Genomic DNA, 24,513 nt, shown 5'->3' on the forward strand with positions numbered 1-24,513 from the left:
TGGTCTATAGGCCTACTTTACGCCCTTGGCTTCCTGCCAGAGCACTTCCATCTCCGCCAGATCAGCGTTTTCCAGCGTGTTGCCGGACTTTTCCAGGGCCTGCTCGACATAGTGGAAGCGCGACCGGAATTTTTCGTTGGTGCCGCTCAACGCGGCTTCCGAATCGAGCTTGAGGTGCCGGCCGAGGTTGACGACGGCAAACAGCATGTCGCCGAACTCATCCTTGATCGACGCCGTGTCGCCCTTGGCCAGCGCTTCGCGCAGTTCGCCGATCTCTTCCTCGATCTTGTCGAGGATCGGGGCCGCCTCGCTCCAGTCGAAGCCCACACGGGCAGCTTTCTCCTGAAGTTTCAGCGCCCGCGTCAAGGCGGGCAGGGCGACTGGAACGCTGTCCAGAAACCCCTTGCCGTTGTCTTCGGGGTCGAGGCCCCGGTTGAGGCGAGCCTGCCGCTTCTCAGCCTTTTCCTGTGCCTTGATCTTTTCCCACATGCCTTTGGCCATGCCGGCGCTGCGGGTCTTTTCGTCGCCGAAGACGTGCGGATGGCGGCGGATCATCTTGGTGGTGATGGCCTCAACCACGTCGCCGAAGGTGAATTCGCCGGCTTCCTCGGCCATCTGCGCGTGGTAGACGACCTGCAGCAGGAGATCGCCGAGTTCGTCGCGCAGGTCGTCGAGGTCGCCGCGCGCGATGGCATCCGCCACCTCATAGGCTTCCTCGATCGTATAGGGGGCGATGGTCGAGAAATCCTGCTCGATGTCCCACGGGCAGCCCGTCTTCGGCGCGCGCAGTGCCGCCATGATCTCGATCAGCCGCGAAATGTCTTTCGATGGTGTCATGGTAGCGGATGCTATCCTGCGGCCGCCGCGCGGCCAATGCTGTCAGCCGGCGAGGGCGCCTTGTCCACAGGTGAGCCGCTTCAGTCGAGTACGGAGACGATGGCCTTGGCGAGGTCATCCATGCCGTCTTCGGGCAGTCCGGCGACATTGATGCGGCTGTCGCCGACCATGTAGATGCCACGTTCGATGCGCAGCCGCTCGACCTGCGCTTCCGTGAGGCCAAGCCGCGAGAACATGCCGCGATGGCTGGCGACGAAGTCGAAGCGGTCGGAGTTGGATTGCCGGCGCAGTGCCTCCGCAAACTGGACACGAAGACGGAGCATGCGCAGGCGCATCTCTTCCAGCTCTGCTTCCCAGTCGGTACGCAAGGCGGCGTCTTCCAGCACGATGCGCACCGCCGCCGCCCCATGGTCCGGCGGCATCGAATACATGGCGCGTGCCGCCGACAGCATCTGGCTCATCGCCATATCGGCCTGCGCGCCGTCCCTGGCCAGGACCATTGCCGCGCCGACACGATCGCGGTAGACGGCAAAATTCTTCGAGCAACTGGACGCGACAACCATTTCGGGAACTTTCGCCGCCAGCAGCCGCAAGCCGAGGGCGTCGGCCTCGAGACCGTCACCGAAGCCCTGGTAGGCGATGTCGACAAACGGCAGCAGGCCATGCTCGACGACCAGTTCGGCAACGGCAGCCCACTGGGCAGCATCCAGGTTGGCGCCGGTCGGGTTATGGCAGCAGCCATGCAGCAGCACCACGTCGCCGCTCTTGGCCGTCCGCAGCGCCGCCAGCATGTCTTCGAAACGAACCGCGCCCGAGGCCGCATCGAAATAGGGGTATTCGCGGATCTGCAGCCCGGCGGCGCGCATCACCGGCATATGGTTCGGCCAGGTCGGGTTCGACAGCCAGACGGTTGCGTCCGCGCGCGTCCGCTTGAGCAGTTCCGCCACAAGCCGCAGCGCCCCGGAGCCGCCGGGCGCCTGCGCCGCACGAATGCGCGACATGTCCGCGCCCGGGCCGAAGGCGAGCTTGGCCATCACCATGTTGAACCCGGTGTCGCCGGCAAGTCCGAGATAGGTCTTGGTATCCTGGTCCTGCAGCAGCCGCTTTTCGGCTTCGCGCACTGCACGCATCACCGGCGTCTTGCCGTCGCGATCCTTGTAGACGCCGACCCCAAGGTCGACTTTGTTGGGACGCGGATCCGCGCGATAGAGGCCGATCAGGGCAAGAATCTTGTCGGCGGGAGCTGGCTGAAGATCTTCGAACATCGCTATGGTTCCGTTGGCGCGGCGGAGTGATACGCAAATCGAGCGCGCTTCACCAGCGGTTTTGGTTACGTCAAGGCAAAAACCGGCACCTGACCGTGCCGCTTTCAACGGCTCGAGGGAAGGCACGCTCTATGCTCGTACGGCTGACGATGATCTGCAACGGTGCCACGGCCGCGACCCGGCAGGGTGCGTTCCCGGAGGATGAGCCGCTGGAGCCGCGATCGCTGACGCTGGCGAAGGCTATGCGCGGAACATTGCGCCGTGCCGACCGCGTGTGGACAGCCCCGGCGCTTCGTGCCCGGCAGACCGCCGAGGCGCTGGCATTGGACGCATCGGTTGAACCGCTTCTGGCCGATCGATACCATGGCCGATGGGCCGGCGGGCGTTTCGAGGACGTGCAGACGGAGCAGCCCGCCGACATCACCGCCTGGCTCACGGACCCCAATGCGGCGCCGCACGGTGGCGAGTCGCTTGCCGATGTCGCAGGCAGGGCTTCGGACTTGATGGGGCGACTGATCGCCGAGCATGGCCACACAATCGCAGTGACGCACGCCAGCATCATCCGCGCCGCGATCCTGCATGTGCTTGGTGCGCCGCTTACCGCCGGCGGGAAGATCGACATCGAGCCGCTCAGCATCACCGATTTTCGCAGCGACGGCCGCAGGTGGGTGTTGCGTGCCTGCGGCGTAACTGTGCCCAAACCGGCAACACCGCTTCGGGCCTGACAGCGCTCTACGAAGCCCAGGCGAGGCGAGGGCACCGAACGTACTCCGGCAAACCCGGATAATAATAATAGCGCTGCCGGGATTAAAATCCCCACATGCTCCGTAAACAGGGCATGAAACGGTCGATGCCACGCTTCGATATTGTTGGACAGCTCGGGCCGCTGCGGCGTTACGCCCAGTCGCTGACGCGTAACAATGCGGAAGCCGAGGACCTCGTGCATGACGCGCTGGTGCGCGCCTATGAGCGGCGCGGCACCTTTCGCTCCGGCGGAAACCTGCGGGCGTGGCTGCTCTCGATCGTCCACAACGCGTTTGTTGACCGCATGCGCTCGCGCCGCTCGGAAGCGCTGCGTGTCGAACAGGCCAGATATCTTGCTGCCACCAGCACACCGGCGCCGCAGGAGCACTCGGTGCGCCTGGCGCAGGTGCGGGACGCGTTTTTCAACCTGCCGGAAGAACAGCGTTCGGCGCTGCATCTGGTCGCCATCGAAGGGCTTTCCTATCAGCAGGCGGCCAATGCCACCGGTGTGCCGCTGGGCACGCTGATGTCGCGCATCGGCCGGGCGCGCGCCGCCTTGCGCCAGATGGAAGACGCCGCCCCGACGTGCGGCAAAAATCATCTCAGGATTGTGGGAGGCGACTCATGACCGCTCTTGTCGACCCCGTGACCGACACCGACCTCGATGCCTATGTCGACGACCAGCTTGATGTCACCCGCCGCATCGAGGTCGAGGCCTTCCTGTCGATCCGCCCGGAGGCGGCCGCGCGCGTAATGTCGGATCTCAGGACCCGCGATGAACTGCGTGTTGCGCTCGCCGGCTCGAAAGGCATGGCGCGGCCGGCGACCGCTGATGCGGCCCGCCGGTTGGAGAGGGGGCTTGCCCGCGGCCGAATCTTCGGCGTCTTGCAGCGCGCTGCCGCCGTTGCGGCCTTCGTTGCCGCCGGCTGGCTGGCGAACGGCATAATCGGGCCGATGTCGGTGACCAAGGTCGTCGCTTCGCCGCAGCCGCCTGCCTATGTCGACGATGCGGTGCGGGCACACAGGACGACGCTGGTGCGCGAAACCATGCCCTCGCAGCAGGAAGCACCCAACTACAATGCCGGCGAGATCCGTGCAGCGACCGCGATCGTCATGCCTTCGCTGCCCAAGGACTGGAAGGTGCGCGACGTGCAGGTCTATCCGTCACGTTTCGGCCCGAGCGTCGAGATGGCGGCTGATACCACGGACATGGGCCTGGTGTCGCTGTTTGCGATCCGGCCGGGAACCTTCGACGTGGTCAAGCCGACCATTGCGCTCTCAGGCGACATTTCCGCGGCCTACTTCCAGATCGGCGAGGTCGCCTATGCGGTGGTCGCGCGCAGCGGGGTTCATGATCTCGACCGCGCCGCCGAGACGCTCGCCAAAACGCTTTACTGACCGATCCACGCTTTACTGACCGATTCACAAAGGAGAACCCAATGAATACCCCCAATCTGGGATACCGCGTGGGAACGGGCACCCAAACCGGTGCCATGTACGACGAGGGCCTGCGGCAGCACATGCTGCGCGTCTACAACTATATGGGTCTCGGCCTCGTGGTCACCGGCCTGGTCGCCTTCATGGTGTCGTCGACGCCGGCGCTCTATGTGCCGATCTTCTCCAGCCCGCTGAAGTGGGTGGTGATGCTGGCGCCGCTCGCCTTCGTCATGCTGTTTTCGTTCAAGATGCAGACCATGTCGGCTGCCAGCGCCCAGATGATGTTCTGGGCGTTCTGCGCGGTGATGGGTCTGTCGCTCGCCTCCGTGTTCCTGGTCTTCACCGGAACCAGCATCGCGCGCACCTTCTTCATTGCCGCCACCATGTTCGGTGCCACCAGCCTTTATGGCTACACGACCAGGCGCGATCTGACGCAGTTCTCGTCGTTCCTGATCATGGGCCTGATCGGCGTGGTGATCGCCAGCATCGTCAACATCTTCCTCGGCTCGACCGCGCTGCAGTTCGCCATCTCGGTGATCGGCATCGCTGTCTTCATCGGCCTGACCGCCTGGGACACGCAGACGATCAAGGAACAGTATGCCGAGAATTTCGATGCCGAATCTCGACAGAAGCTGGCCGTCTTCGGCGCCTTCTCGCTCTATCTGAACTTCATCAACATCTTCCAGCTGCTGCTGAATTTCACTGGCGAGCGCGAGTAACGACTGTCCGCTGTGGGCAAGGGCGAGGATTGTCGTCCTTGATGCGGAGAGGTGGCCGGAGGAGAAATCCTCCGGTCACAATTCGTTCCGGCAAGACCCGGCTACATCTTTGAGTCCCCGAGAGCTTTTGCTAGTCTGCGCGCCGCACCAGCCTTCAACATCGCGCGAGGACATGTGGCAGACAGCCAAACGCTTCATGGCGACGGCATCTCGGCTGTTATAACCGGGCAGGGTGCCGAACTGGTTTCGCTACGGGATGCGCAGGGGTTTGAGTTCCTGTGGCAGGCCGGACCAGCCTGGCGCCGCCATTCTCCAGTGCTGTTCCCGATCGTCGGCCGGCTGAAGAGCGACCAACTGCGCCATCGCGGCAGGACCTATCCGATGACGCAGCACGGCTTCGCGCGCGACAAGCCTTTCGACTGGGCGGAGAGGGGACCTCGATCCTGTACGTTGGTTCTCACCGACGATGCCGACACGCGTGCGCACTACCCCTTCGCCTTTCGGTTGGCCGTGACCTACACGCTGGAGCCCCAGCAGCTCCGTGTGACCTTCGAGATCACCAATACTGGTGACGAGCCGTTACCGGCCTCGATCGGCGCACACCCGGCATTCAATTGGCCGTTGTTGCCGGAATTGCCCAAGGAGGCCTACCGGCTGACCTTTGCCGAGGCCGAACCGGCGCCGATCCGCCGGCTCAAGGATGGCCTACTGCTCCCGAAGTCGTGGCCAACACCGATCAAAGGCAGGACACTGACGCTCTCCGAACGGCTGTTCGACGACGACGCCGTCATCCTGGATCAGCCTGCCGGCACCAGCGTGCGCTATGGGGCCGAGCGTGGTCCGGCGATCGAAATGACATGGTTGGGATTTGAGGAACTGGGCATCTGGTCAAAGCCAGGCGGTGCCCCGTTCCTGTGCATCGAACCCTGGCACGGTATCGCGAGCCCGGTGGACTTCGACGGCGAGTTCAGCGACAAGCTTGGCGTCATGCTGATCGAGCCTACCGCCAAACACGTTCTGACATATCAGATCCGCATCGTCGAGTGAGCAGGGCGCCCGATAGGGTTGGTGATGAATCGTTCCTTTTTGGACAGCCTTTTTAGATCGGTGCACGAGCGAGGTTTCAAACCTGCCGGACGATGGTGCCGATCACATTGACGAGAAGGCGCGCGGCGGTCAGCGCCGACAGGCCGTCAATGTCGGCGGGCGGATAGAACTCGACGAGATCGAATCCGGCGATCCTGGCCCGCTTGCCGAGACCCGCGATCAGATCGATGACCTGCGTGTAGGTGAGGCCGCCGGGCGTGCGCGCCGCCACGCCCGGCATGATGCCTGGGTCGATGCTGTCGCAATCGAGGGTGACGACGACCCGCGCTCCTTCCGGAATATGCCGAAGGGCGGCTTCGACGCCCTGGGCGTGAATCTGGCGTGCGGTCACGAAACGGCTGCCATAGCGCTGTGCCGCTTCGACGTCGGCGATACGTGCGCTGCCGACGCTGCGCAGGCCGACCTGTACGATGCCGGCGACATGCGGCATCTCGCTCGCACGATGCATCGGGCTGGAATAGCCGTAGCGTTCGCCATGGACCTCGTCGCGCCAGTCGATATGGGCGTCGATCTGCAGGACCCAGATCGGTCCATGGTCGGCAAAGCTGGCGAGGAAGGGAATGGTCACGGAACAGTCGCCGCCGAGCAGGATGGGCACGCCCGGCAAGGACAGGATCTCGCGCGTCTTTGCCTCGATACGGGCCCGGTTGCCGGCATTGTCGTGCAGGATGGTCAAGATGTCGCCGGCGTCGATGCAGCAGATCGCCTTGCTGTCGAACAGCGGCCCGCCGAGATCGAAATCCCAGTGCTCGATGAGTGCGGCATCGTCCTGGCTCGCGGCCCGGATCGCGTCGGCGGCCAAGGCATGGCCGCTGCTGTCCTTGCCTGGATAGGTGCTGCCGTGGCCGGCTCCGAAGATAACCGCCCGGGGCGTCTGGCCACTAGCGTGGTGATCGGGAAAGCCCAGGAACGAGGTCGATACGGTCATGATGAACTTTGGAGCCGAACGTGTGCAGGATGGTTGGGATCGGACGAAATCCTACGCCAAGCTGTTCAGGGCGCAAGGTGCCGGCCCGCGCAAGATCGCCAGCGGCGGCTCTTCCACAACCACGTCCGAAAGTCGCATAAGATAGATTATGGAACTTAAACATTTCCCGACGGCTGGGAATTGCCGCTGATTTTCATGGGTTTGGCATCGATCGATGCGTGTTGCCTTGAGCTGATGGCCAACGCTACGCTGCGTGAATGACGACAGCAAGGCGTGAGATCGAAGTGGCGATTGAAGTGTTCGTGCATGGCTACAGCACGGGCAGAAGCCGAACCTTTCCCTACGAAGCCAGCCGCGTCGGACCATTGTGGCTGATGCGCGATGCCGAGCGCAAGAATCCTCGCGACTATCGCAGCGAGGAATGGGTCGTCCATGACGTCGCCGCCGAGGAAGCTGATGCGATCGTGCGGCAGCATGCGCGGCCGGGTTTTGCTGTTTCCGTCGTGATCGCGAACGACGAATCGGATGGACCAGCCCGAACCGCCTACAAAGCGCTCGGCTATCGGCTGCTGCGGACGGAAGGCTTTTTCGTTCAGCCCCTGCGCTGGATACCGAGCCCGCCAGCTCTCGTCTTGATCGAACGTGTGCGCACAGCCGAACGGGCCGCGCAGTTGCGAAAGATCATGCGCAGGCGGCCGATCGCGACCGATCTGCTCGGCGACGGCGCGCCGTTCCCCAGTATGTGGCGGTCGAAGGCGACGATATCGTTGGGCGCGTCCGCAGCGTGAACGCTGTCGGCGCAACCTGGTGCGCGGACATGTATGTCGAGCCTTCACAACGGCGTCGCGGCATCGGCAAGGCGCTGATGGCTAAAATGCTGCACGATGACCAGGTCCGTGGGTCGCGATGCTCGGTGTTGATGGCGACCCACGCCGGAGCGCTGCTTTATCCCAGCATGGGCTATGAGCGGATTGGAATGCTGCTGATATTTGGCCCAAGGAGCCGAACGTCCTCATGAGGGACCGTTCGTATCACGCTGATTCATAGGGAATTTCGATCACCATGCCGTCATAGGCCGGGGTGACGTTAGCAGGCACTTCGCCCTTGACCGTGGCGTAGTCGAGCGGCACGTGCATGTGCGTCAGCACAGCCTGTTTCGGCGCCAGCTTTTCGATCCATTCAAGCGCCTGGCCAAGCGACAGGTGGCTCGGATGCGTCCTGTATTGCAACGCGTCGACGATCAGAACTTCAAGGTCGCGCAACCTTCCGACGGTGGCATCGGGAAAGTCGCTGATATCAGGGCAGTAGGCCAGCGTCCCGACGCGAAAGCCGAGCGAGATGATATCGCCGTGGACCTGTGGCAAAGGCTCGAGGGTGAGGGCACCCCCCTCTCCCTCGATCACCACCGGCTTGGCGTGGTCGATGATATGGGCTTCGACGATCGGCGGATAGGAACTGCCGGCTGGCGTCTCGAAGCAATAGCCGAACGCCTGGCGCAGCCGCAGCATCGTTGGCTGGTCGGCGTGGATATCGATCCGCTGGCGCTGATCGAGGACGAAGCCGCGTAGATCGTCGATGCCGTGAATGTGGTCCGCGTGCGGATGGGTATAGACGGCCGCGTCAATGCGCCTGACAGAGGCCATCAACATCTGCTGGCGGAAATCCGGTCCGGTGTCGATGACGACGGTCGTGCGATTGCCGTTCGCGGCGATCCGCTCGACCAGCGCTGCCGTGCGCGTGCGCCGGTTCCTTGGATTTTCCGGGTCGCATTTGCCCCAGTCGCCAGTGATGCGCGGCGTACCTGGGGACGAGCCGCAGCCGAGAACGGTGACGCGCAGGCTGTCGCTCATGCGTTGGACGCCCGCTGGTCCGGGCGCGGCATTTTTCCAAACAGCCGAAAGAAGTTGTTCGTCGTCAATGCAGCGATTTCAGCCTCACCGACCCCGATCGTCTCGGCCAGCACCTTGGCGGTTTGCGCGACATAGGCCGGCTCGTTGCGCTTGCCGCGGAATGGTACTGGCGCCAGGTATGGCGCGTCGGTCTCGACGAGCAGCCGGTCATGCGGCACATCGGCGGCGATGGCGCGCAATTCGGCAGAATTCTTGAATGTCAGTATGCCTGAGAACGACACATAGCCGCCAAGCGAAACGCCCACCTCGGCCAGCTGGCGACCCGACGAGAAACAGTGCAGGATGAAAGGAAAGGCACCCTTCCCCGTTTCCTGCTCGAGGATATCGGCCATGTCCTCGTCGGCGTCGCGCGAATGGATGACCAGAGGCAGTCCGGTTTCGCGAGCGGCGGCGATGTGGGCGCGAAAGCCCTGCGCTTGCGCATCGCGAGGCGCCTTGTCGTAGAAATAATCAAGCCCGGCCTCGCCGATCGCCACCACCTTGGGGTGAGCCGATAAACGGACAAGGTCGGCGGCAGTAACGTCGAGCTCTTCTGCGGCATTGTGCGGATGGGTGCCGACCGAGCAATACACCTCGTCGAAAGTCTCCGCAATTTCAAGAATTTGCTGAAATCGCTTCACACGGGTCGATATCGTCACCATGCGGCCGATGCCGGCCGCCACGGCGCGGGCGACAATGGCCGCCCGCTCCTCGGCGAAATCTGGAAAATCCAGATGGCAGTGGCTGTCGACGAGCATCAGGCGTTCGCGTCCGGCTGGTCGACGTAACGCGGAAACACACCTTCCGGCACAGGCAAGGCGGAACCCGGGACAAGCGCATGATCGGCGTGGACGTGCACGAAGTCGCGCCTGTCCGCCGGCACCGCCAGGAGGTCAAGCAGCTTCGTGGCCGATCCCGGAATGTAGGGCTGGCACAGCACCGCCACGCGCCGGACCACTTCGGCTGTCGTCCACAGCACCGTTTCCATGCGCTCCGGATTGGTCTTTTTCAGCGCCCATGGCTCCTGCCCGGCGAAATACCGATCGGCTTCCGCCACGACGCCGAAGATCGCCGCCAGCGCCAGATGGATGCCTTGTTCGGCCATCGCCTTGCGCGCGGTGGCAAGAGCGGCCGCCGCCTGATCCAGGATCGTGCTGTCGGCATCGGTCAGGTCGCCGCGCTTCGGCACCACGCCGCCGCAATTCTTGGCGATCATCGACAGCGAGCGCTGCGCCAGATTGCCGAGGCCGTTGGCGAGATCGGCGTTGGTGCGGTTGACGATCGCTTCATGGCTGTAGCTGCCGTCCTGGCCGAACGGCACTTCGCGCAGGAAGAAATAGCGTACCTGGTCGAGACCGTAATGCTCGATCATGGTGAACGGGTCGATGACGTTGCCGACCGATTTCGACATCTTCTCGCCGCGGTTGAACAGGAAGCCGTGGCCAAAAACGCGCTTCGGCAGCGGGATGCCGGCCGACATCAGGAAGGCTGGCCAATAGACCGCATGGAAGCGCACAATATCCTTGCCGATGATATGTGCATCGGCCGGCCAGAAGCGCCAATTGTCAGCCTTTTCATCGGGATAGCCGACACCGGTGATGTAATTGGTCAACGCGTCGACCCACACATACATCACGTGCTTGTCGTCGCCAGGCACCGGCACGCCCCAATCAAAGGTCGTGCGCGAGATCGACAGATCCTTCAGCCCCGATTTGACGAAGCTCATCACCTCATTGCGCCGCTCGGCCGGGCCGATGAAGTCGGGCTGGTTTTCATAGAGGGCAATGAGCTTGTCCTGATAGGTCGAGAGGCGGAAGAAATAGCTCTCCTCCTCGACCCATTCGACAGGCGTTCCCTGCGGTCCGTAGCGGATGTTGTCGGGACGGACCTCCGTCTCCTCCTCGCCGTAATAGGCTTCGTCGCGCACCGAGTACCAGCCGGCATAGCCGCCCTTGTAGATATCGCCATTGGCGTCCATCGCCTTCCAGATCGCCTGCGAAGACGCGTAATGCCGTTCTTCCGTGGTGCGGATGAAATCGTCGTTGGAGGCGTTGAGCGCGGCCGCCATGCGCTTGAAATCGGCCGAATTGCGGTCGGCCAGTTCGCGTGCGGAAATGCCTTCGCGCTTCGCCGTCTGCAGCATCTTGATGCCGTGCTCGTCGGTGCCCGTCAGGAAGAAGACTTGCTTGCCGTCAAGCCGCTGGAAACGCGCAAGCGCGTCGGTGGCGATCAGTTCGTAGGCATGGCCGATATGCGGCTTGCCGTTGGGGTACGAGATCGCGGTCGTGATGTAGAATGTGTCGCGTGACATGAATGAACCGTCATGAATGTCTGAATGGAAGCCGTCGCGGTGGATATCGCATCGGAATGGCGATTGCCATCCCGAGACCAATGCATGCCGCCAAAAGTGGCGCCGGTTTTTGGGGCAACGGCATGCATCAAAAAGGCCGTCACATTCGCATCGCAGACTTCAGGCGGTCGATCATGGTCAGGGCGTGCTGCTTCTTGTCGAGATTGTAGGTGTCGGTTTCAGATATAGCGTCCAGCGCCTCGTGCCAAGTGTCCGACAGCGCTTTGGCACGCGCAAGGTCTCCGTCCAGGGCAGCGCGGCTTGCAACGTCCGACAGAAGGTCGAGGGCACGGCGATTGAAGATGTCGAACTGGATCGCCTGATCGCGTCCGGCGACGGCCTCGGCAAGGCGGTAGGTTGCGCCGACGTCGCTCTTTCCTGCCGCCACAAGTGCATCGAGCGTCTGGGCGATCTCCAGCCCGCCATACTGGGTCAGCAGGATGGCGTTGCGGGCGCTGCCCCCTGCCCGTTCGACCAGTGCCGCCTGTGCTGCCGGATCATCCGGCGGCGGCGGCTCGGCGGTCTGCAGCACCGCCAGCAAATCGTCGGCATCGAGCGGCGTCATGCGTACCACCTGGCAGCGCGAGCGGATCGTCGGCAGCAGGCTGCCCGGCGCATGGACGATGAGAATGAACAGCGTTCTTGCTGGCGGCTCCTCGAGGTTTTTCAGCAAGGCGTTGGCGGCATTGGCATTCATGTCGTCGGCGGGATCGACGATCACCACCCTGTAGCTGCCGTCATGCGAGGTCAGCGACAGGAAGCGGCTGACCTTGCGGATCTCGTCCACGGTGACGACGGTCTTGAAGCTCTTGGTCTTGTCGTTCAGCGGACGGGTCAGGTGCAGCACGCCGGGATGTGCGCCGGTTGCGATCTGGCGAAACAGCGGCGACGCCGGATCGGGCACGGCAAGCCTTTCCGGGGCCTGATCGAAGGCCGGGTATTTCAACAGATGATGCGCAAGATGGAAGGCCAGCGTCGCCTTGCCGATGCCTACCGGTCCAGCGAAGATCAGCGCATGCGGCAGCTTTCCCGACCGATAGGCGGCGGCGAGCATGCCGGCCGCCTGCCCGTGTCCGACAAGACGGGGCGTTTCGGCGGGCTCGGGTACGCCGTCCAGCGTATCGTGCTGTTCCGGCGCGATGCGTTCGAAGATCATACCGGTGCGGCCTGCCTGTTGCGCGCGGGTGCCCTCGCCTCGAGTGCCGCGAACACGGCCGCGGTGACGACATCCTCCACCGTGTTTGGATCGGCCGACGCGTCGACGACGATGCAGCGTCCCGGCTCGGCCGCGGCGATGGCCAGGAAGGCATCACGCCGGGCCTGATGGATGGCGAGCGTCTCCTTTTCGAAGCGGTCGGCGCCCGCGTCGCTGCCGCGCCGCAGCGTCGCGCGCCTGAGGCCCTCGGCCGGATCGATATCGAAGATCAGCGTCATGTCCGGCATCATGCCGTTGATCGCGACCTGCTCCAGCGTTTCCATGAACGCCGGATCGATTCCACCGGTAACGCCCTGGTAGACACGCGAGGAATCCAGAAAGCGGTCGCACAACACGATGGTGCCGCGCTCGACCGCGGGTCGGATGACCTGCTCGACATGGTCGGAGCGCGCGGCGGCGAAGAGCAGCGCTTCCATCTTCGGCCCGAATGGCTCTGCGGCGCCTGAAAGCAGCACATGCCTGACCGCTTCGGCGCCTGGCGAGCCGCCCGGTTCGCGCGTGAGCAGGACATCGTACTTCTTGGCGCGCATCTTTCTCGCCAGCCGCTCGATCTGCGTCGACTTGCCTGCGCCCTCGCCGCCTTCGAAGGTGATGAAAAATCCGCGCGCCAATCGAAAGAGCCTTTGTCCATGTTGGAGTGGATTGTTGCGCTCTAGATAGTCCGCGTTCGGGAAAACGTCCATGCCGTCGGTGCTATCGCAGCCAGCCGATTGCCAGTTCCTTGACGGCATCGAGTGCGCGCTGCGGCAAGGTGCCGACACTGATCGACTCGGCGGCGAAGAGTGGCGTCTCCTGGCTCAGCGTATCGCCGATCCAGACGCGCAGCGCGCCCACCGGCTGCCCTGCCTCCACCGGAGCGGCGACCGGGCCGGTGTAGACGATCCGGGCCGTCAGCTTGTCACGGTTGGTGATCGGCAGGAAGATGTCGATCGGCCCTTTTGCCTTCAGCGTCACGCCGGATTTCGCCCCGCCAAAAACCTGGGCCTCGCCGATCACCTCGTCCCTAGCGAATATCTCGGTCTTCTCGAAGGACCGCGCGCCCCAGTCGAGTAGCTTGCGCGCCTCTTCGGCGCGTTCCTTGTCGTTGGCAAGCCCGCTCATCACCGCGATCACCCGGCTGCCGTTGTGGCTGGCCGAAGCGACGATACCGAAGCCGGCCGCCTCGCTGGCACCGACAACCAGGCCATCGGCGCCGATGTCCATGGCCAACAGCGGGTTACGGTTTTTCTGGGTGATCTTGTTCCAGGTGAAATCCTTCAGCCCATAGTAGCGATAGTAATCCGGGTAATCGCGCCACAAATGCAGAGCAAGCTGCGCCAGCTCGCGTACCGTCGTTTGCTGGCCGTCCGCCGGCAGACCGGTCGAATTGACGAAAGTCGATGTCTTGAGGCCGATCTGGCGGGCGCGTTCGGTCATCTGCGCGGCAAAATTGTCCTCGGACCCGGCCATGCCTTCGGCGATGACGATGCAGCCGTCATTGGCAGCCTGTACGGTCACGCCCTGGATCAGGTCCTCGAGGCGGATCGCCGATTTGAGCTTGGCAAACATCGTCGACGTTCCCGACGGCGCGCCGCCCTTGCGCCAGGCGTTTTCGCTCACGACGAACGTGTCGTCGAGCTTGAGACGCCCGGACTTGAGGGCGTTGAAAACCACTTCCATGGTCATCAGCTTGGCCATCGAGGCCGGCGGGATCTGCTTGTCGGCATCTTTCGAGAACAGCACCGTGCCGGTATCGGCATCGATCATGAAGGCCTGTGCGGCCTTGGTCTCGAAAAGCTGTGCGCGGGCCGGGGTCATAGAAAGCAGGAGGCCGAGAAGAAGAACCCCGGCAAAAGGCTGAAGCAAGCGAAACTGCATGAAATTTGACCCATTGGCCGGTCCCTCCGGCAAGCCAGCGAAACTATCCGGCTTTTTCCGGGACGGATCAACTGTTCAGTGGAATCCGTCTCGCGTATTAGTCGCGCACGGCCAGCGCATCGGGCGCGCCATGCGTCCACGCCGCCTGCAGCAATTCGTCCACGCCGCCGTGGCCATCCGGATAGAGATTGACGGCATACCAGTCATTGCCGTCGAGATCGGAACGCTGGATCTCTATCCGGCCAAAGGGCTCGAGTGCGGCGGCTACGCGCTTGGCTTCAGCGGCATTGTCGAAGGTGCCGGCGGCGACATAGTCGGAATTGGACGCTGACGCCTTCGGATTGGATTTCTTCCACGAGCGCAGGATGTCGGCCGGTGACATGCCGCTGTCGTCCAATGCGGCAAAAACATCCGCGCGCCGCACGCGTTCATCCGCATAGGACAGCGAAGCCACGGCGAACGGCGATCGCGGCGGCAGCATAATGTCCGGGCGCTCAGGCACGATCGGACCGAAATCGGGCAGTGCCACGTCGCCGAAAGCTGGCGCCTGCGCCGACAGGGCAGCCGGCTGAGCGAAGGCTGGGCCGGAATCCGTCATCTGGCCCGGGAACGGCGCGGCGGCACCCACGGGCAGGCTCGGCGACGGTCCGTTCATGGCGACCATGACGCCACTTGGCAGGCCGTCCGATGGGTCCGGGCGCTTGTTGCCGGGATGATAGGAGGCCATCAGGTACTGGTCGTCATCGCCGTCGAGCGGCGCGCGCCCGACATATTCGACCTTCACCTCGGCGGTGCCGACATTGGCATAATCGAGCATCTCCGCGGCACGCTGCGACACGTCGATGATGCGGCCTTCGTGGTAGGGTCCGCGATCATTGACGCGTACGATGACCGAGCTGCCGGTCTTGAGATTGGTGACGCGGGCATAGCTAGGCAGCGGCATCGTCGGATGTGCCGCCGTCAGGTGGCTCATATCGTAGACTTCGCCGTTGGCGGTCAGCCGGCCGTGGAAGGCATCGCCATACCAGGAAGCAAGACCGACCTTGGCGTAGCGCTTTTCTTCCTTCGGATAATACCATTTGCCGCGAACCTGGTAGGGCTTGCCGAGCTGGTCGCGGCCGCCGCCACGCCGCATCAAGGCAACGCGCGGGCTGGCTTTCACGCCATATTCGGTTTCGGCGAAATATTCCTTGGATCGATGCTTGGGATTGGCCATCGCCTTCGGCTGCGGCGACGCGCAGGCCGCCAGCAAGGCAGCCGACACAGCAAACAGCGCAATCGTGGAAGCGCGACGAAGACGCGGGCGCGTCGCAGCCTGCATGTTCCTGAAATCCCCTACAGTCTCAATCAAAGATGCCGCCGTTTGACATCAGAGGAGCCAAAGCACTCACTCGACAATAGGCGACTAGAACCCCGATCCTTTTTGCGCAGGAATTGTTTATCACGATATTAACCGATTGTGGCCGGAACCGGGCAAGATTGTGACGCTGCTTGCCGGGGATCGCTGTCTGGGTCATGCGCGCTTCACGGAAGCCGGTTGACAGGTCTTTGCCAAGCACACTAGAGCAGTCGCCTGTGATGAACAGTCACTGGAGGGATGGCCGAGCGGTTTAAGGCACCGGTCTTGAAAACCGGCGTGGGCGCAAGTTCACCGTGGGTTCGAATCCCACTCCCTCCGCCAAGTCAAGCCGAAATGGTGGGTTTTCTCGCATTTTTCGGCTCTAAATAGCCAGACGACTAGCCAAACCGAAAGCGTTCTATAGCGCCACGATCAGCCGCAAGAAACTCATGCCTTGCGTTGCCGTCGCAATTGCTAGGTCGAGGGGCGCTTCGTGTGCCTGGTCGAAACCAGCACCGTGGCGGAACGGATGGGCAGAATGAACCCACGCTTTGAATGTTCCTAAGAGCCTGTCAACCTTGTCCCCCGCTTCCGGATAAGCGGAGAAATGGTTTAGGAGTTTCGGCCTTAGGTGGTCGTCAATCGCTTTCGGGCTTATTCGGTCAATTTTAGTTGGACCGATGATTGTTATAAATGCGCTTTCAACAGCCTCGAAAATCCCGCTAATTAACCCTTTCCCGCTTTGGTGGGCGACGTCCAAATTGGACAATGCGTCTTGCAACGCGTGATTTGCAGCGGTGAACCGCGTCGATCCTAGTCCCGCAATGGTGCTTTGAATCGCTCGCTCAAATTCTTCGTCTACGAAAAAATGCACTCCGCCCTTGTCGTCTATTCGATACCGGAGGGATTCTTCGGCGATTATCGCTCGCGCCTCAGCAAGCAGGAGATTATGAAGACGGTTCATCTGCAGCCACAACGTAATGCCACTGAGGATGTCTGCTATGTCCTCCTTTTCCCAGAAAGCGGAATGGTTATAACTGTCGAACCCAATCGGATAATCAACGCCGAACATTCTTTCCATTTGCTCGGCAAAATCCGATTTGTCGCCCATTCTCGCGGCGGCGAACCAAGCTACTAAACGACGCCGTGCGCGCACACTATCGGCCAAGAGGACCGGCTCGCGCACGTAATTTCGGCGAAAGTATCCGCCTTCTTCTGGTCCACTGCTCATGAATGCTCCGATTGAAAATTCTGAATCCCGACTTTCATTCAATTCCAGACAAAGCGCCAGATAGGCTATCCCCTCGGCAAGCTGTGAATTTCCAGCCTGACGGGTCCGCCGCGATCGCAGCTTGTGCAAAACAGCGCTCGCTCGACCGTGCTGAATAATGCATCCTTGCCATATCGTTTAATGAGAGCTGCCGGCTTTACGTCCGCATGGTGCGAGCAATTTTTGCACCATGCGCGCAACCGGTGCCAATCGCGCAAATCGCCAAGTGCCACGTCCAGGCCGGCGTGGATGCTGCCGTCAATGATGGTTTGCGGCGGAACGGTCGGTTCGCCTGGAGTTACAATTTTCTCCATTCTGTGTCGACCGTTGTAGTGGATTAGCACCATGCCCGGACGACGCCGGACGGCGGCTTGCCATGCGGCTTGGCTAACCGTTGAATCCGGTGATCGGCAGATCGTTTCGACGAGTGTTTTTTCCTCACGATCCCAAACTTCAATCCGGAAATTATCTTCTGCCGTTTTTCCCATGGCTTAGCCCGGCGAGCGCAGCGCCCGCCCGTCCCGTTAAACAACCCTTTGTACGAGCAATAAGGAACAAATTCCTACGGCGTCAAGGCGGCGTCTGGTATTGTTGTTCCCATTTTTTCACCTGCCGGTGGGGCGGCCCCTCAACTCACCTAATCTAACGTATTCGTATCGGAATTGTGGTATGATTCGTCCCGTGGGCAAGAAGGCGAGGCGCAAAGCAAAGCAGTCTATTGAGCTACCGTTTGAAGACGAGGCTCAAACGGAAGCGGTCTACTATGCCCGTAGGTGCGGGATTACCGCAGAAGAAGCCTTGCGGATCATCAAAGAGGCCAGCCCGTTCAAGGACGCTAGAGCTGCGCCGGCCTTGTCCCGTTCCATCAGATAATCGACGTATCTCTGCCGGTCCTCCCCACACCGCCGCCTGCAACCCGCTGCGCGTGCAAGTGGCCTCTCTTGGCCACAGCCGGCGCTAATCAGGCACTTCCCAAAAATCCTGCAATGATGCGTGACGTAGTTGTCGGACGCTAGGCCCTTCGCCGCTTGGAAAGCTTCCGCAATAGGTCCGCTTCGTCCGTAGTCCCATCATCGAAAACTTGGAAGATTTCCATAGCCAAGAATTCGCGCTGCTCCCGGTCTTTCTTGGCGAGGCGGCGTTCGTAGCACAGCCGATCAAACACCCGCTTGAGCATAGCCAAATCAGCGGGCCAGTAGACACCACTGTGACGCGACATTGACATGGCAGCCGCCCTCGCGCGGCTCATCTGCGAAAATAGCATGTCCCATTGTGGAACAAATTCACGGCTTGGTAATTTACACAGCAAGTCTCTTCTTCGCAGGGCCGCGAGAAAGCCCGTCGCTTACGCTCATTAGCTGCGACGGGCTTTTCCACGGTCTTATGTAGCAAACGCAGCAAGCGCCTACTTCCTGATAATCCAATCCACTAAGGCAGCGTCTATGCGCTCGCACCCGGTGAACTCGTAGACCAAGCTATGAGCTAGATCGCGCCATTGACCCTCCGGTGCCTTCATTTCCAAGGCCAAGTCATGAAAAACAGACCGGAGAATGTCAGCGTCGAACGCGGACACGTTGTGCCGCTCAACGTTTCTGGTCGCCTCGTCTATCTTGCGCTTGCGCAACCGCTTTAGAAGGTCGTGCGATGCAGCAATTGCCCGCCGGGACTGGTCCAGATCACGACGAATTGAGGCGATGTCACTTATAGAGCGGCGCTGCGAGATGAAGGTGGCGTCGATCATCGCGCGCGCGATGTCTGTACGGCTTTCAACCATCGCTACCTCCCAATAGCTGAGATTGTAAGTACCTCTATTTAAAGCGGGTCTCCAAGGGATTCAATGTCGGTTTGATACCAAGGGCGCGCGCGGGCTATCGGCAGGATCGCCTGAAATGGCGTCGTGAACTTCCGTGACAATATAGCCCTTCTGTTCGGGTAGCGGCTGCCCCTTGTGGCTGGAATTACCCGATCCAATCCCGATATTTCGCTTGTGCCGCCTCGGGTGTATCGGTCGGCAAGATATGATCCGCATTTGCCGCGCCAGCGGTGATCTTGAAAAACTCTGCGACCATTGCGGACCCGTCCGCCGTGAGCGTGTAGGCGTATCGTTCGATCGGATCGGGCAGCAATTGCAGCGTAATGTTAAAGGCCCATAAGAACGCCGATTGATCCCGGCTCATTTGTTGCCTCGGCAATTGCCAGTCTCGACCGGGCGCCAGTTTGTCGAGACGTTTGGCCAGGGCGAGGCGTTGGAACGGACGCATTAGCCCTTGGCCGCTTCCAACTGTTCGACGCGGCGCAATAGCTCGCCGTCCTCAATGATCCCCTTGCTCGCCGTGATCGCTGTGAGCAGTTGGGTGGCTTCGTCGGGACTTATTTCGCCGGACCAAGCCGCTTGCAGGACGGTCTTAGCCAATTGTTCGCTTGTCGGATTCTCCGGCACGTCAGGCAATTCGACCGTTCGATTTTTCGGCAAGAATGCGTCCACTCCGTAGCGGAGAAGAACCTCGGCGGCTTTGATGTCGCCGGCCATCATCTTGCCAACCAGCATTGTCATCGCTGTGGCCGCGTGTTCGTTTGCCGTATCGATAGCTTGTCGGGAGACTTTCGAACGCGACCCGACCTTTTTAAATCCGGAGTGACCGGGCAGAAATTTACCGGTCCGCTCGTCTTTACCGTCCCCGTCGTTAATGTCGGAATTGGGTAGCAAATTTGCCATTGTCATTTACACCGATGTCAACCGTTTTATGGGCGGTTTATATGACCGGTCGGGTTGTTCGCTGGACCATGTGGAAATCCTCAAACAACCCGACCGGAACGCATAGCTGGTTGGACGACCGGCTAGGCGGATTTCCTCCCCATGAGCATTTTGAATGCTTCATCGGCTGTCAGATTTCCCGCTTGGCTGGAAAAGGCGATCACTGCGAGCAATAATTTCTCGGCATCGGCAACAGCCGCCTCGCGCAATTTCAACCCGCCCAATTGAGCCTTTGCCAGATCGCGGACCACGTCATCGCTCATCTTGTTTTTGAGCGGATCGGACGCCGTGGCTTGTGCATCGGTCGGCGGATTGTCGAAAGTCCGCGCAATTTTGCGCACCGCGAACTCGTCCAGGATCAAATCGGACAATTGCTTGTCTTTGGCGAAGATTGTCAGATCGATCGACGGCGCAATGGCGTTCAGAACCGTGATGCCAGTTGACCGCGTTGCCCAGTCGTACGCCTCGCCGATTTCCTTGAACCGCTCCAAATGTCGGCGCACTTCCTGGCGCTCCAGGCTGTCGGCAGCGATGGAAAACGGCGTGGGATTAGGAAGCGGGATCGGTTGGGCAAGCGAGTTTCGAGCAATGCCTACGCTGTTGCGCTCATCAATTGCCCGATCGCGCAGATACCGGAACGGGACGGCCACATAGCGCGCTGTTGCCTCGCTGGACACGGCGTGGATTTCGTCGGTCCGCTTCAATCGATCCGCCGCCGATGCGATTTCCGCCGCTGCTGCCAAAACTCCGTTGTTCAATGTCTTGGCGGCAGCATCGACGTCGGGAGAAGCGTCGGCATACTCGTTCGGCCAGAATGCGGAAATAACCGATCCATTGTATTGCCATTGGAATAAATTGCCGCGCTCAGCCGCGCCACCAATTTGCTTAAAGCCGGTTATCATCGTTGTATCCTTCCACATTGTTGAGAATCGCCGCAGCGAAAGGCATAAACTCACGACATATACATAGCAAATATTATCAATTACACTTGCACAACAAATTAATTATCTTCGTGTGTTGCTTGGCAGATCGCCTGCCATCACTCCGGTGGCGATCCGGTTTGGCTATCTAAGCCACAATCCGGTAATTGAAGCCGAGATTTCCTGGTGATTTGGCGGACGGATGCTCCGCCGTACCGGATATTTCGGGATGTCGCCGACCGGTCATCGCCTGTTGGCGAAGGTCGAACGCGGCAAGGGAAGACAGGCAGCGGTAATTTCGATTTTAGCTTGGGCGGTAAATTAAGTAAGTTCCATGATCATAATTTAAAAATTGGCAGGCAGTTTCATCTTTGGAGAAGTCCCTGGAGAAGTCAGGAGAAGGCCCTGACGCTAGGCTATGGGCCGTTTTCTCCAGACTTTCCTCCACGCTTTGGAGAAGTTAGAGAAGTCCGGTTTTCTCCATTCTCTCCAAGCTAATACTCTAATTTTGGATCATAATTTTCATAAATTCCAAAATTGTCCTCCGCTGCCAAATTAAAGGCGTCGTCTGTGATCGTCCAGGCATCGTCCTTCCCCTTGTGTGGGAGAATGTGGCCGCTCGATAGGAGCGATTTTGTACCGTCTCGAATTATGTGCGCGGGTTGCCTATCGGACCCACTTTCCTTCAATCCGGTTCTGATCTGCTCTTTTGTGATGACGCATTCTCGCCCGACTGCCAACTGAATACGCGCCATTAAATACAGAACGTCCGCCGCATCCTTGCCGCGTGGCGATCGCAACATTGACCTTCCCATTGTCCGGGCGCTTGCTTTTTCCTGATTGGTGTTTCCGTTTGCCGACGACTGAACATATTGGGGTACGCATGACTTAATGACGGTTGTGCCGCCGTCGTCGTACTCGACAAAGCCAGCGGCGACCGACTTGAGATTGAAGCAGATATCGTCAAATGGTTCGTCGTCTTTGGTCAGCCGCGAACGAATGAAGCGGCTGCCCTGATCCCATTCAACAGCAATCTGAAAATCGACGCTCGCTTCCGAGACGATTGAACCGAACGAAGTAGCGGATTCCGATTTGTTTGTGTGGTGAACGACAAGCACCGTGCATCCATATTGCCGGCTGATCTGCTCGCATATTTGCCAGAATTTCGACATCTGCTCTTGGTCGTTGACGTTTGTGCCGACCGTGGCGCGAAAGAGCGTATCGATGACTAGCAGCGAAGGACGGACGGACAGGGCATCCAAATCACTTTGCAAGGCAGCCAGTGCGTTTCCGTCGCCAAAATTGATTGCGGCATCGGTGAAGCGGATTCGGTCACGACCGATCCCGATCGAACGTTCTAACTCCCACGCCTCGACCCGATACCGAAGCCCTTTGTGCCCTTCCCCGGCGACGTAAACAACCGGGCCGGCGTTGGCCTTCACAGCGTGTCCGTTCCATTCCGTCCCCGTGGCGACCGATAAAGCCAGATCCAATGTAACGAACGTCTTTCCTGCCTTTGGTGCGCCAAACAGCATCCCCACGCTTGCGGCTGGCAAGACACCGTCTATGAGCGGTCGGGCGACGACGCGCGGTCGGCTCTTAATGTCCACAAAATCTGTCGTGATCTGCGGCGCGGCGACCTTTGTGGCGACCGTCGGGACGATTGGGATCGGGTTAGCAATGAACGATTCGAGTGCCAGGCGTTCTTGGTATTCCTGCCGCAACCCGCCTTTGTGGAGCAGATGTTTGAAGCCCGCTTCAGCCTCGCGGATCGATCCCCAAAGCGTGCCGTTCTCAGACGGATCATTACCGCGCCCGGTTGTGTACCGCTCACACCAAACCTCCCACAACCACCGCGCCCTGGCTTCGTCAGTGTGCGGCCATGCGGCAGCCTTGAAGGCGGCAGACGCTGTAAGCCACTCATGGCGGCTCAATTCATTCGGATCGACTTCAAAAAGCGCCCTGGTGGCCCAGTCCAACGACGGAGCGGCTAGATCGGGATGACCGAGAGGAAGGCGATTGCCCGCACTGTTCGCGGCGTTTTTGCCGGCTGCCGTTGTCCATCCAATTAGCTGCTCCGTTAAGTCGGGCAGCGGACCATTGAGTGTGCCTCCCGCCAGTAGCGCGGTAAAATCGCCCGACATGGCAATAAATTTTGACTTGGTGAAAATCTCGACATGCTGCCCGTTGTCATACCAATCGGTCGTATCCGGGCATCGGCTTTTGTCAGCTCGTCCGTAGAAATGGAGTCCGCGCCCGCTGATTGATGCTTCCCACGCGGGGCTACCAAGCCAGTTGTAAACATCAATAGCGTATTGCGACCATAGCCCGTTGGCATCGATGCAATCGTCAAGATCGATGCCGACAATATCGTGGGAAGGATCGAAAACGATCCCGATGCCTTCGACCGTGGGTCGCAACTGATAGGCTTGTTCCAACGACAACCACGCATTCCGGTGATTGGCCCCTGTCGGCGCATATTTGTTGGTGTGTACAAATGGCTTTTTGTCGAGCTTGCCGGGACGTCCTGGTCTTGGTTCCGTGTAGTACGGCACAAATGGCACAATCGACCGATCGCCGTTCGCGACGGCGTTATTCATTGCTAGCATTGGGGTAAGGCTCGCGTGTGTGGTTGGCTTTAAGCCGCTCGCCAGAGCAGCCGTTTCACGCGCCTACCAACGCCTTGTATGGGTGGAGGTACGGGAGGAACTCGATCTTGCGACCGCTGGCGCGTCCCTCCCGCTGGTCCTAAAAACCACCACACACATTTCGCTAGTTCGCGCAACAGCAACGGTTAGCTGATTTGGGCGGCTAGCGTGAAGCACGCAGAGACTATATTGACAATCGTGTCAACGTTTCTCTGTGCATAACCTATCTATTCGTCAATTACCGGAAGGCAATCAAATAAACACTTGTCGTTCTTTGTCGCAAAAATCGTCTAAAACTACTTTTGGCTATCTACGTTGGCTATCCAGCCAAAAATCCGATAGTTTATCCAACAAAATCAGGGCGATTTAGCGGAGCGGTTGCCCGCCAAACCATCAATGCATGGGTCGCTTGACCAAGTCATGAAACCATCCCGGCACGGCATGATAGTTAGTCATGTAGCCCGACGACGGACGGCTAATCATCGGCGTTCCATCGCTGAAAAAAACTAGCCGCTCGTCGGGCGCGAGAAATTCCGCACAATCGGGCTGTTGATCCCATCGACGCCATTTGGTCATATCGATCCACGGAAACAACCGATGGCCGCGTGTCTGCCAACCAGACGCCTCAACGCTATTAAACAGCGTGTCACAGGCGAATAAGTCGGCTCCAATCAACACCATTCGATCGAAGAAAGCGCCATTGGATTGCCGGTCCTTACGAATAATCTGACGCTGTATCCGTTCGACTATAAGGTCTGTGCAGGGCTTAGTGCTTATGCGGATGTGAATTGAGTCATCAATGAACGGCTCATTGAACCGTCGGTTGAAATGGTCGAAAAAATAGTCAATTTTCTGCTCGAAGGCGCTCCAGCGGATACGGATTTTGTCGTTCCGCTTGCCGTAATTTTGGTTGATTTGAGTCACCCCGTCGCGCGGGCAGAAACGCGTTCCGATATCGTCGCCGATGTCTTTCCACTCGACGGACACCCCGACTTCCCTAGCGCGTTCCAACAGCCTAATCGCTCGCTTCACATGCGGCTCGTAGTGATCGCGGAAGATGACGGCATTGATCCGCATCGTTAGTTCAATGTTGTTCATTTTTCCAAATCTCCCGATCACGCATCCGGAAGCGAGCGGATGTAACTTTCGAGCTCGCTTCGAAGGAAGCCGACCAGCCTGGGTCCGAGCTTCTTTTTGCGAGGGAAAGCGGGGTTGGTTGCGATGTACCGATC

The 24,513-nt window shown here is 60.2% G+C and carries 25 protein-coding genes and 1 tRNA gene; 8 read left to right on the forward strand and 18 right to left on the reverse strand.

Annotated elements, in window-relative coordinates; genetic code table 11:
* Positions 1–12: 12 nt before the first annotated feature.
* The gene (gene mazG, locus FJ934_RS01375) at positions 13–837 is read right to left on the reverse strand and encodes a nucleoside triphosphate pyrophosphohydrolase (RefSeq protein WP_140606870.1); all 825 of its coding nucleotides are present in this window, start codon (positions 835–837) and stop codon (positions 13–15) included.
* 80 nt (positions 838–917) lie between these two features.
* Entirely contained in the window at positions 918–2,102 is a 1,185-nt protein-coding gene (locus FJ934_RS01380) for an amino acid aminotransferase (RefSeq protein ID WP_140606871.1), read from the reverse strand.
* Between the two features lie 131 nt (positions 2,103–2,233).
* Between FJ934_RS01380 and FJ934_RS01385 the strand changes: the two genes are divergently transcribed.
* The 5 genes from FJ934_RS01385 (at position 2,234) to FJ934_RS01405 (ending at position 6,049) form a co-directional block, all read left to right on the forward strand.
* The gene (locus FJ934_RS01385) at positions 2,234–2,827 is read left to right on the forward strand and encodes a histidine phosphatase family protein (RefSeq protein ID WP_140606872.1); all 594 of its coding nucleotides are present in this window, start codon (positions 2,234–2,236) and stop codon (positions 2,825–2,827) included.
* Between the two features lie 125 nt (positions 2,828–2,952).
* Positions 2,953–3,474, forward strand: a complete 522-nt coding sequence (locus FJ934_RS01390) for a sigma-70 family RNA polymerase sigma factor (protein WP_246671408.1) — start codon at positions 2,953–2,955, stop codon at positions 3,472–3,474.
* The gene (locus tag FJ934_RS01395; protein ID WP_140606874.1) at positions 3,471–4,244 is read left to right on the forward strand and encodes an anti-sigma factor; all 774 of its coding nucleotides are present in this window, start codon (positions 3,471–3,473) and stop codon (positions 4,242–4,244) included. Before FJ934_RS01390 ends, FJ934_RS01395 begins: the two co-directional genes overlap by 4 nt.
* Before the next feature lie 41 nt (positions 4,245–4,285).
* A complete protein-coding gene (locus tag FJ934_RS01400; RefSeq protein ID WP_140606875.1) occupies positions 4,286–5,002 on the forward strand; it encodes a Bax inhibitor-1/YccA family protein in 717 nt (238 codons plus the stop codon).
* Between the two features lie 174 nt (positions 5,003–5,176).
* Positions 5,177–6,049, forward strand: a complete 873-nt coding sequence (locus FJ934_RS01405; RefSeq protein ID WP_140606876.1) for an aldose 1-epimerase family protein — start codon at positions 5,177–5,179, stop codon at positions 6,047–6,049.
* A gap of 76 nt (positions 6,050–6,125) precedes the next feature.
* Here the strand turns inward: FJ934_RS01405 and FJ934_RS01410 are convergent, their stop codons facing one another.
* Positions 6,126–7,037 (reverse strand): agmatinase, encoded by a 912-nt coding sequence (locus tag FJ934_RS01410; RefSeq protein WP_140606877.1) that lies wholly within the window; start codon positions 7,035–7,037, stop codon positions 6,126–6,128.
* Between the two features lie 296 nt (positions 7,038–7,333).
* On the opposite strand from FJ934_RS01410, the gene FJ934_RS28265 reads away from it, so the two are divergent.
* A complete protein-coding gene (locus FJ934_RS28265; protein WP_246671409.1) occupies positions 7,334–7,825 on the forward strand; it encodes a hypothetical protein in 492 nt (163 codons plus the stop codon).
* Positions 7,780–8,055 (forward strand): GNAT family N-acetyltransferase, encoded by a 276-nt coding sequence (locus FJ934_RS28270; RefSeq protein WP_226890622.1) that lies wholly within the window; start codon positions 7,780–7,782, stop codon positions 8,053–8,055. The genes FJ934_RS28265 and FJ934_RS28270 overlap by 46 nt, the downstream gene beginning before the upstream one ends.
* Before the next feature lie 13 nt (positions 8,056–8,068).
* Here the strand turns inward: FJ934_RS28270 and FJ934_RS01420 are convergent, their stop codons facing one another.
* From FJ934_RS01420 to FJ934_RS01450, 7 genes are all read right to left on the reverse strand, one after another.
* Positions 8,069–8,887, reverse strand: a complete 819-nt coding sequence (locus FJ934_RS01420) for an MBL fold metallo-hydrolase (RefSeq protein ID WP_140606878.1) — start codon at positions 8,885–8,887, stop codon at positions 8,069–8,071.
* On the reverse strand, positions 8,884–9,684 hold the full coding sequence (locus FJ934_RS01425; protein ID WP_140606879.1) for a TatD family hydrolase: 801 nt from the start codon (positions 9,682–9,684) through the stop codon (positions 8,884–8,886). Before FJ934_RS01425 ends, FJ934_RS01420 begins: the two co-directional genes overlap by 4 nt.
* Complete coding sequence (metG, locus tag FJ934_RS01430) at positions 9,684–11,237, reverse strand: methionine--tRNA ligase (protein ID WP_140606880.1); 1,554 nt, start codon at positions 11,235–11,237, stop codon at positions 9,684–9,686. Before metG ends, FJ934_RS01425 begins: the two co-directional genes overlap by 1 nt.
* Positions 11,238–11,376: 139 nt before the next feature.
* Entirely contained in the window at positions 11,377–12,432 is a 1,056-nt protein-coding gene (locus FJ934_RS01435) for a DNA polymerase III subunit delta' (protein ID WP_140606881.1), read from the reverse strand.
* Positions 12,429–13,103, reverse strand: a complete 675-nt coding sequence (tmk, locus tag FJ934_RS01440) for a dTMP kinase (protein ID WP_140606882.1) — start codon at positions 13,101–13,103, stop codon at positions 12,429–12,431. The genes FJ934_RS01435 and tmk overlap by 4 nt, the downstream gene beginning before the upstream one ends.
* A gap of 82 nt (positions 13,104–13,185) precedes the next feature.
* A complete protein-coding gene (locus FJ934_RS01445) occupies positions 13,186–14,349 on the reverse strand; it encodes a D-alanyl-D-alanine carboxypeptidase family protein (protein ID WP_140606883.1) in 1,164 nt (387 codons plus the stop codon).
* Between the two features lie 97 nt (positions 14,350–14,446).
* Positions 14,447–15,670 carry a septal ring lytic transglycosylase RlpA family protein gene (locus FJ934_RS01450; protein WP_140606884.1) on the reverse strand — a complete coding sequence of 408 codons (1,224 nt, stop codon included), beginning with the start codon at positions 15,668–15,670 and terminating at the stop codon, positions 14,447–14,449.
* Positions 15,671–15,940: 270 nt separating this feature from the next.
* Here FJ934_RS01450 and FJ934_RS01455 point away from each other — a divergent pair.
* Positions 15,941–16,030 (forward strand) — tRNA-Ser (locus tag FJ934_RS01455).
* A gap of 76 nt (positions 16,031–16,106) precedes the next feature.
* Here the strand turns inward: FJ934_RS01455 and FJ934_RS01460 are convergent.
* The 8 genes from FJ934_RS01460 to FJ934_RS01510 form a co-directional block, all read right to left on the reverse strand.
* Positions 16,107–16,919: a hypothetical protein gene (locus tag FJ934_RS01460; RefSeq protein ID WP_140606885.1), complete on the reverse strand. Its 813-nt coding sequence runs from the start codon at positions 16,917–16,919 to the stop codon at positions 16,107–16,109.
* A gap of 65 nt (positions 16,920–16,984) precedes the next feature.
* Entirely contained in the window at positions 16,985–17,446 is a 462-nt protein-coding gene (locus tag FJ934_RS01465; protein WP_140606886.1) for a hypothetical protein, read from the reverse strand.
* A gap of 917 nt (positions 17,447–18,363) precedes the next feature.
* The gene (locus FJ934_RS01480; protein ID WP_140606888.1) at positions 18,364–18,732 is read right to left on the reverse strand and encodes a hypothetical protein; all 369 of its coding nucleotides are present in this window, start codon (positions 18,730–18,732) and stop codon (positions 18,364–18,366) included.
* 184 nt (positions 18,733–18,916) lie between these two features.
* A complete protein-coding gene (locus FJ934_RS01485) occupies positions 18,917–19,219 on the reverse strand; it encodes a hypothetical protein (protein ID WP_140606889.1) in 303 nt (100 codons plus the stop codon).
* Positions 19,219–19,674: a hypothetical protein gene (locus FJ934_RS01490; RefSeq protein ID WP_140606890.1), complete on the reverse strand. Its 456-nt coding sequence runs from the start codon at positions 19,672–19,674 to the stop codon at positions 19,219–19,221. The genes FJ934_RS01485 and FJ934_RS01490 overlap by 1 nt, the downstream gene beginning before the upstream one ends.
* A gap of 122 nt (positions 19,675–19,796) precedes the next feature.
* The gene (locus FJ934_RS01500; protein ID WP_140606892.1) at positions 19,797–20,615 is read right to left on the reverse strand and encodes a hypothetical protein; all 819 of its coding nucleotides are present in this window, start codon (positions 20,613–20,615) and stop codon (positions 19,797–19,799) included.
* Between the two features lie 512 nt (positions 20,616–21,127).
* Complete coding sequence (locus FJ934_RS01505; protein WP_181165475.1) at positions 21,128–23,233, reverse strand: AAA family ATPase; 2,106 nt, start codon at positions 23,231–23,233, stop codon at positions 21,128–21,130.
* A 441-nt stretch (positions 23,234–23,674) separates the two neighbouring features.
* Positions 23,675–24,379, reverse strand: a complete 705-nt coding sequence (locus FJ934_RS01510) for a hypothetical protein (RefSeq protein ID WP_140606894.1) — start codon at positions 24,377–24,379, stop codon at positions 23,675–23,677.
* Positions 24,380–24,513: the final 134 nt, after the last annotated feature.

Origin of the sequence: Mesorhizobium sp. B2-4-12 (assembly GCF_006441575.1) — a bacterium.
GTDB lineage: Bacteria > Pseudomonadota > Alphaproteobacteria > Rhizobiales > Rhizobiaceae > Mesorhizobium.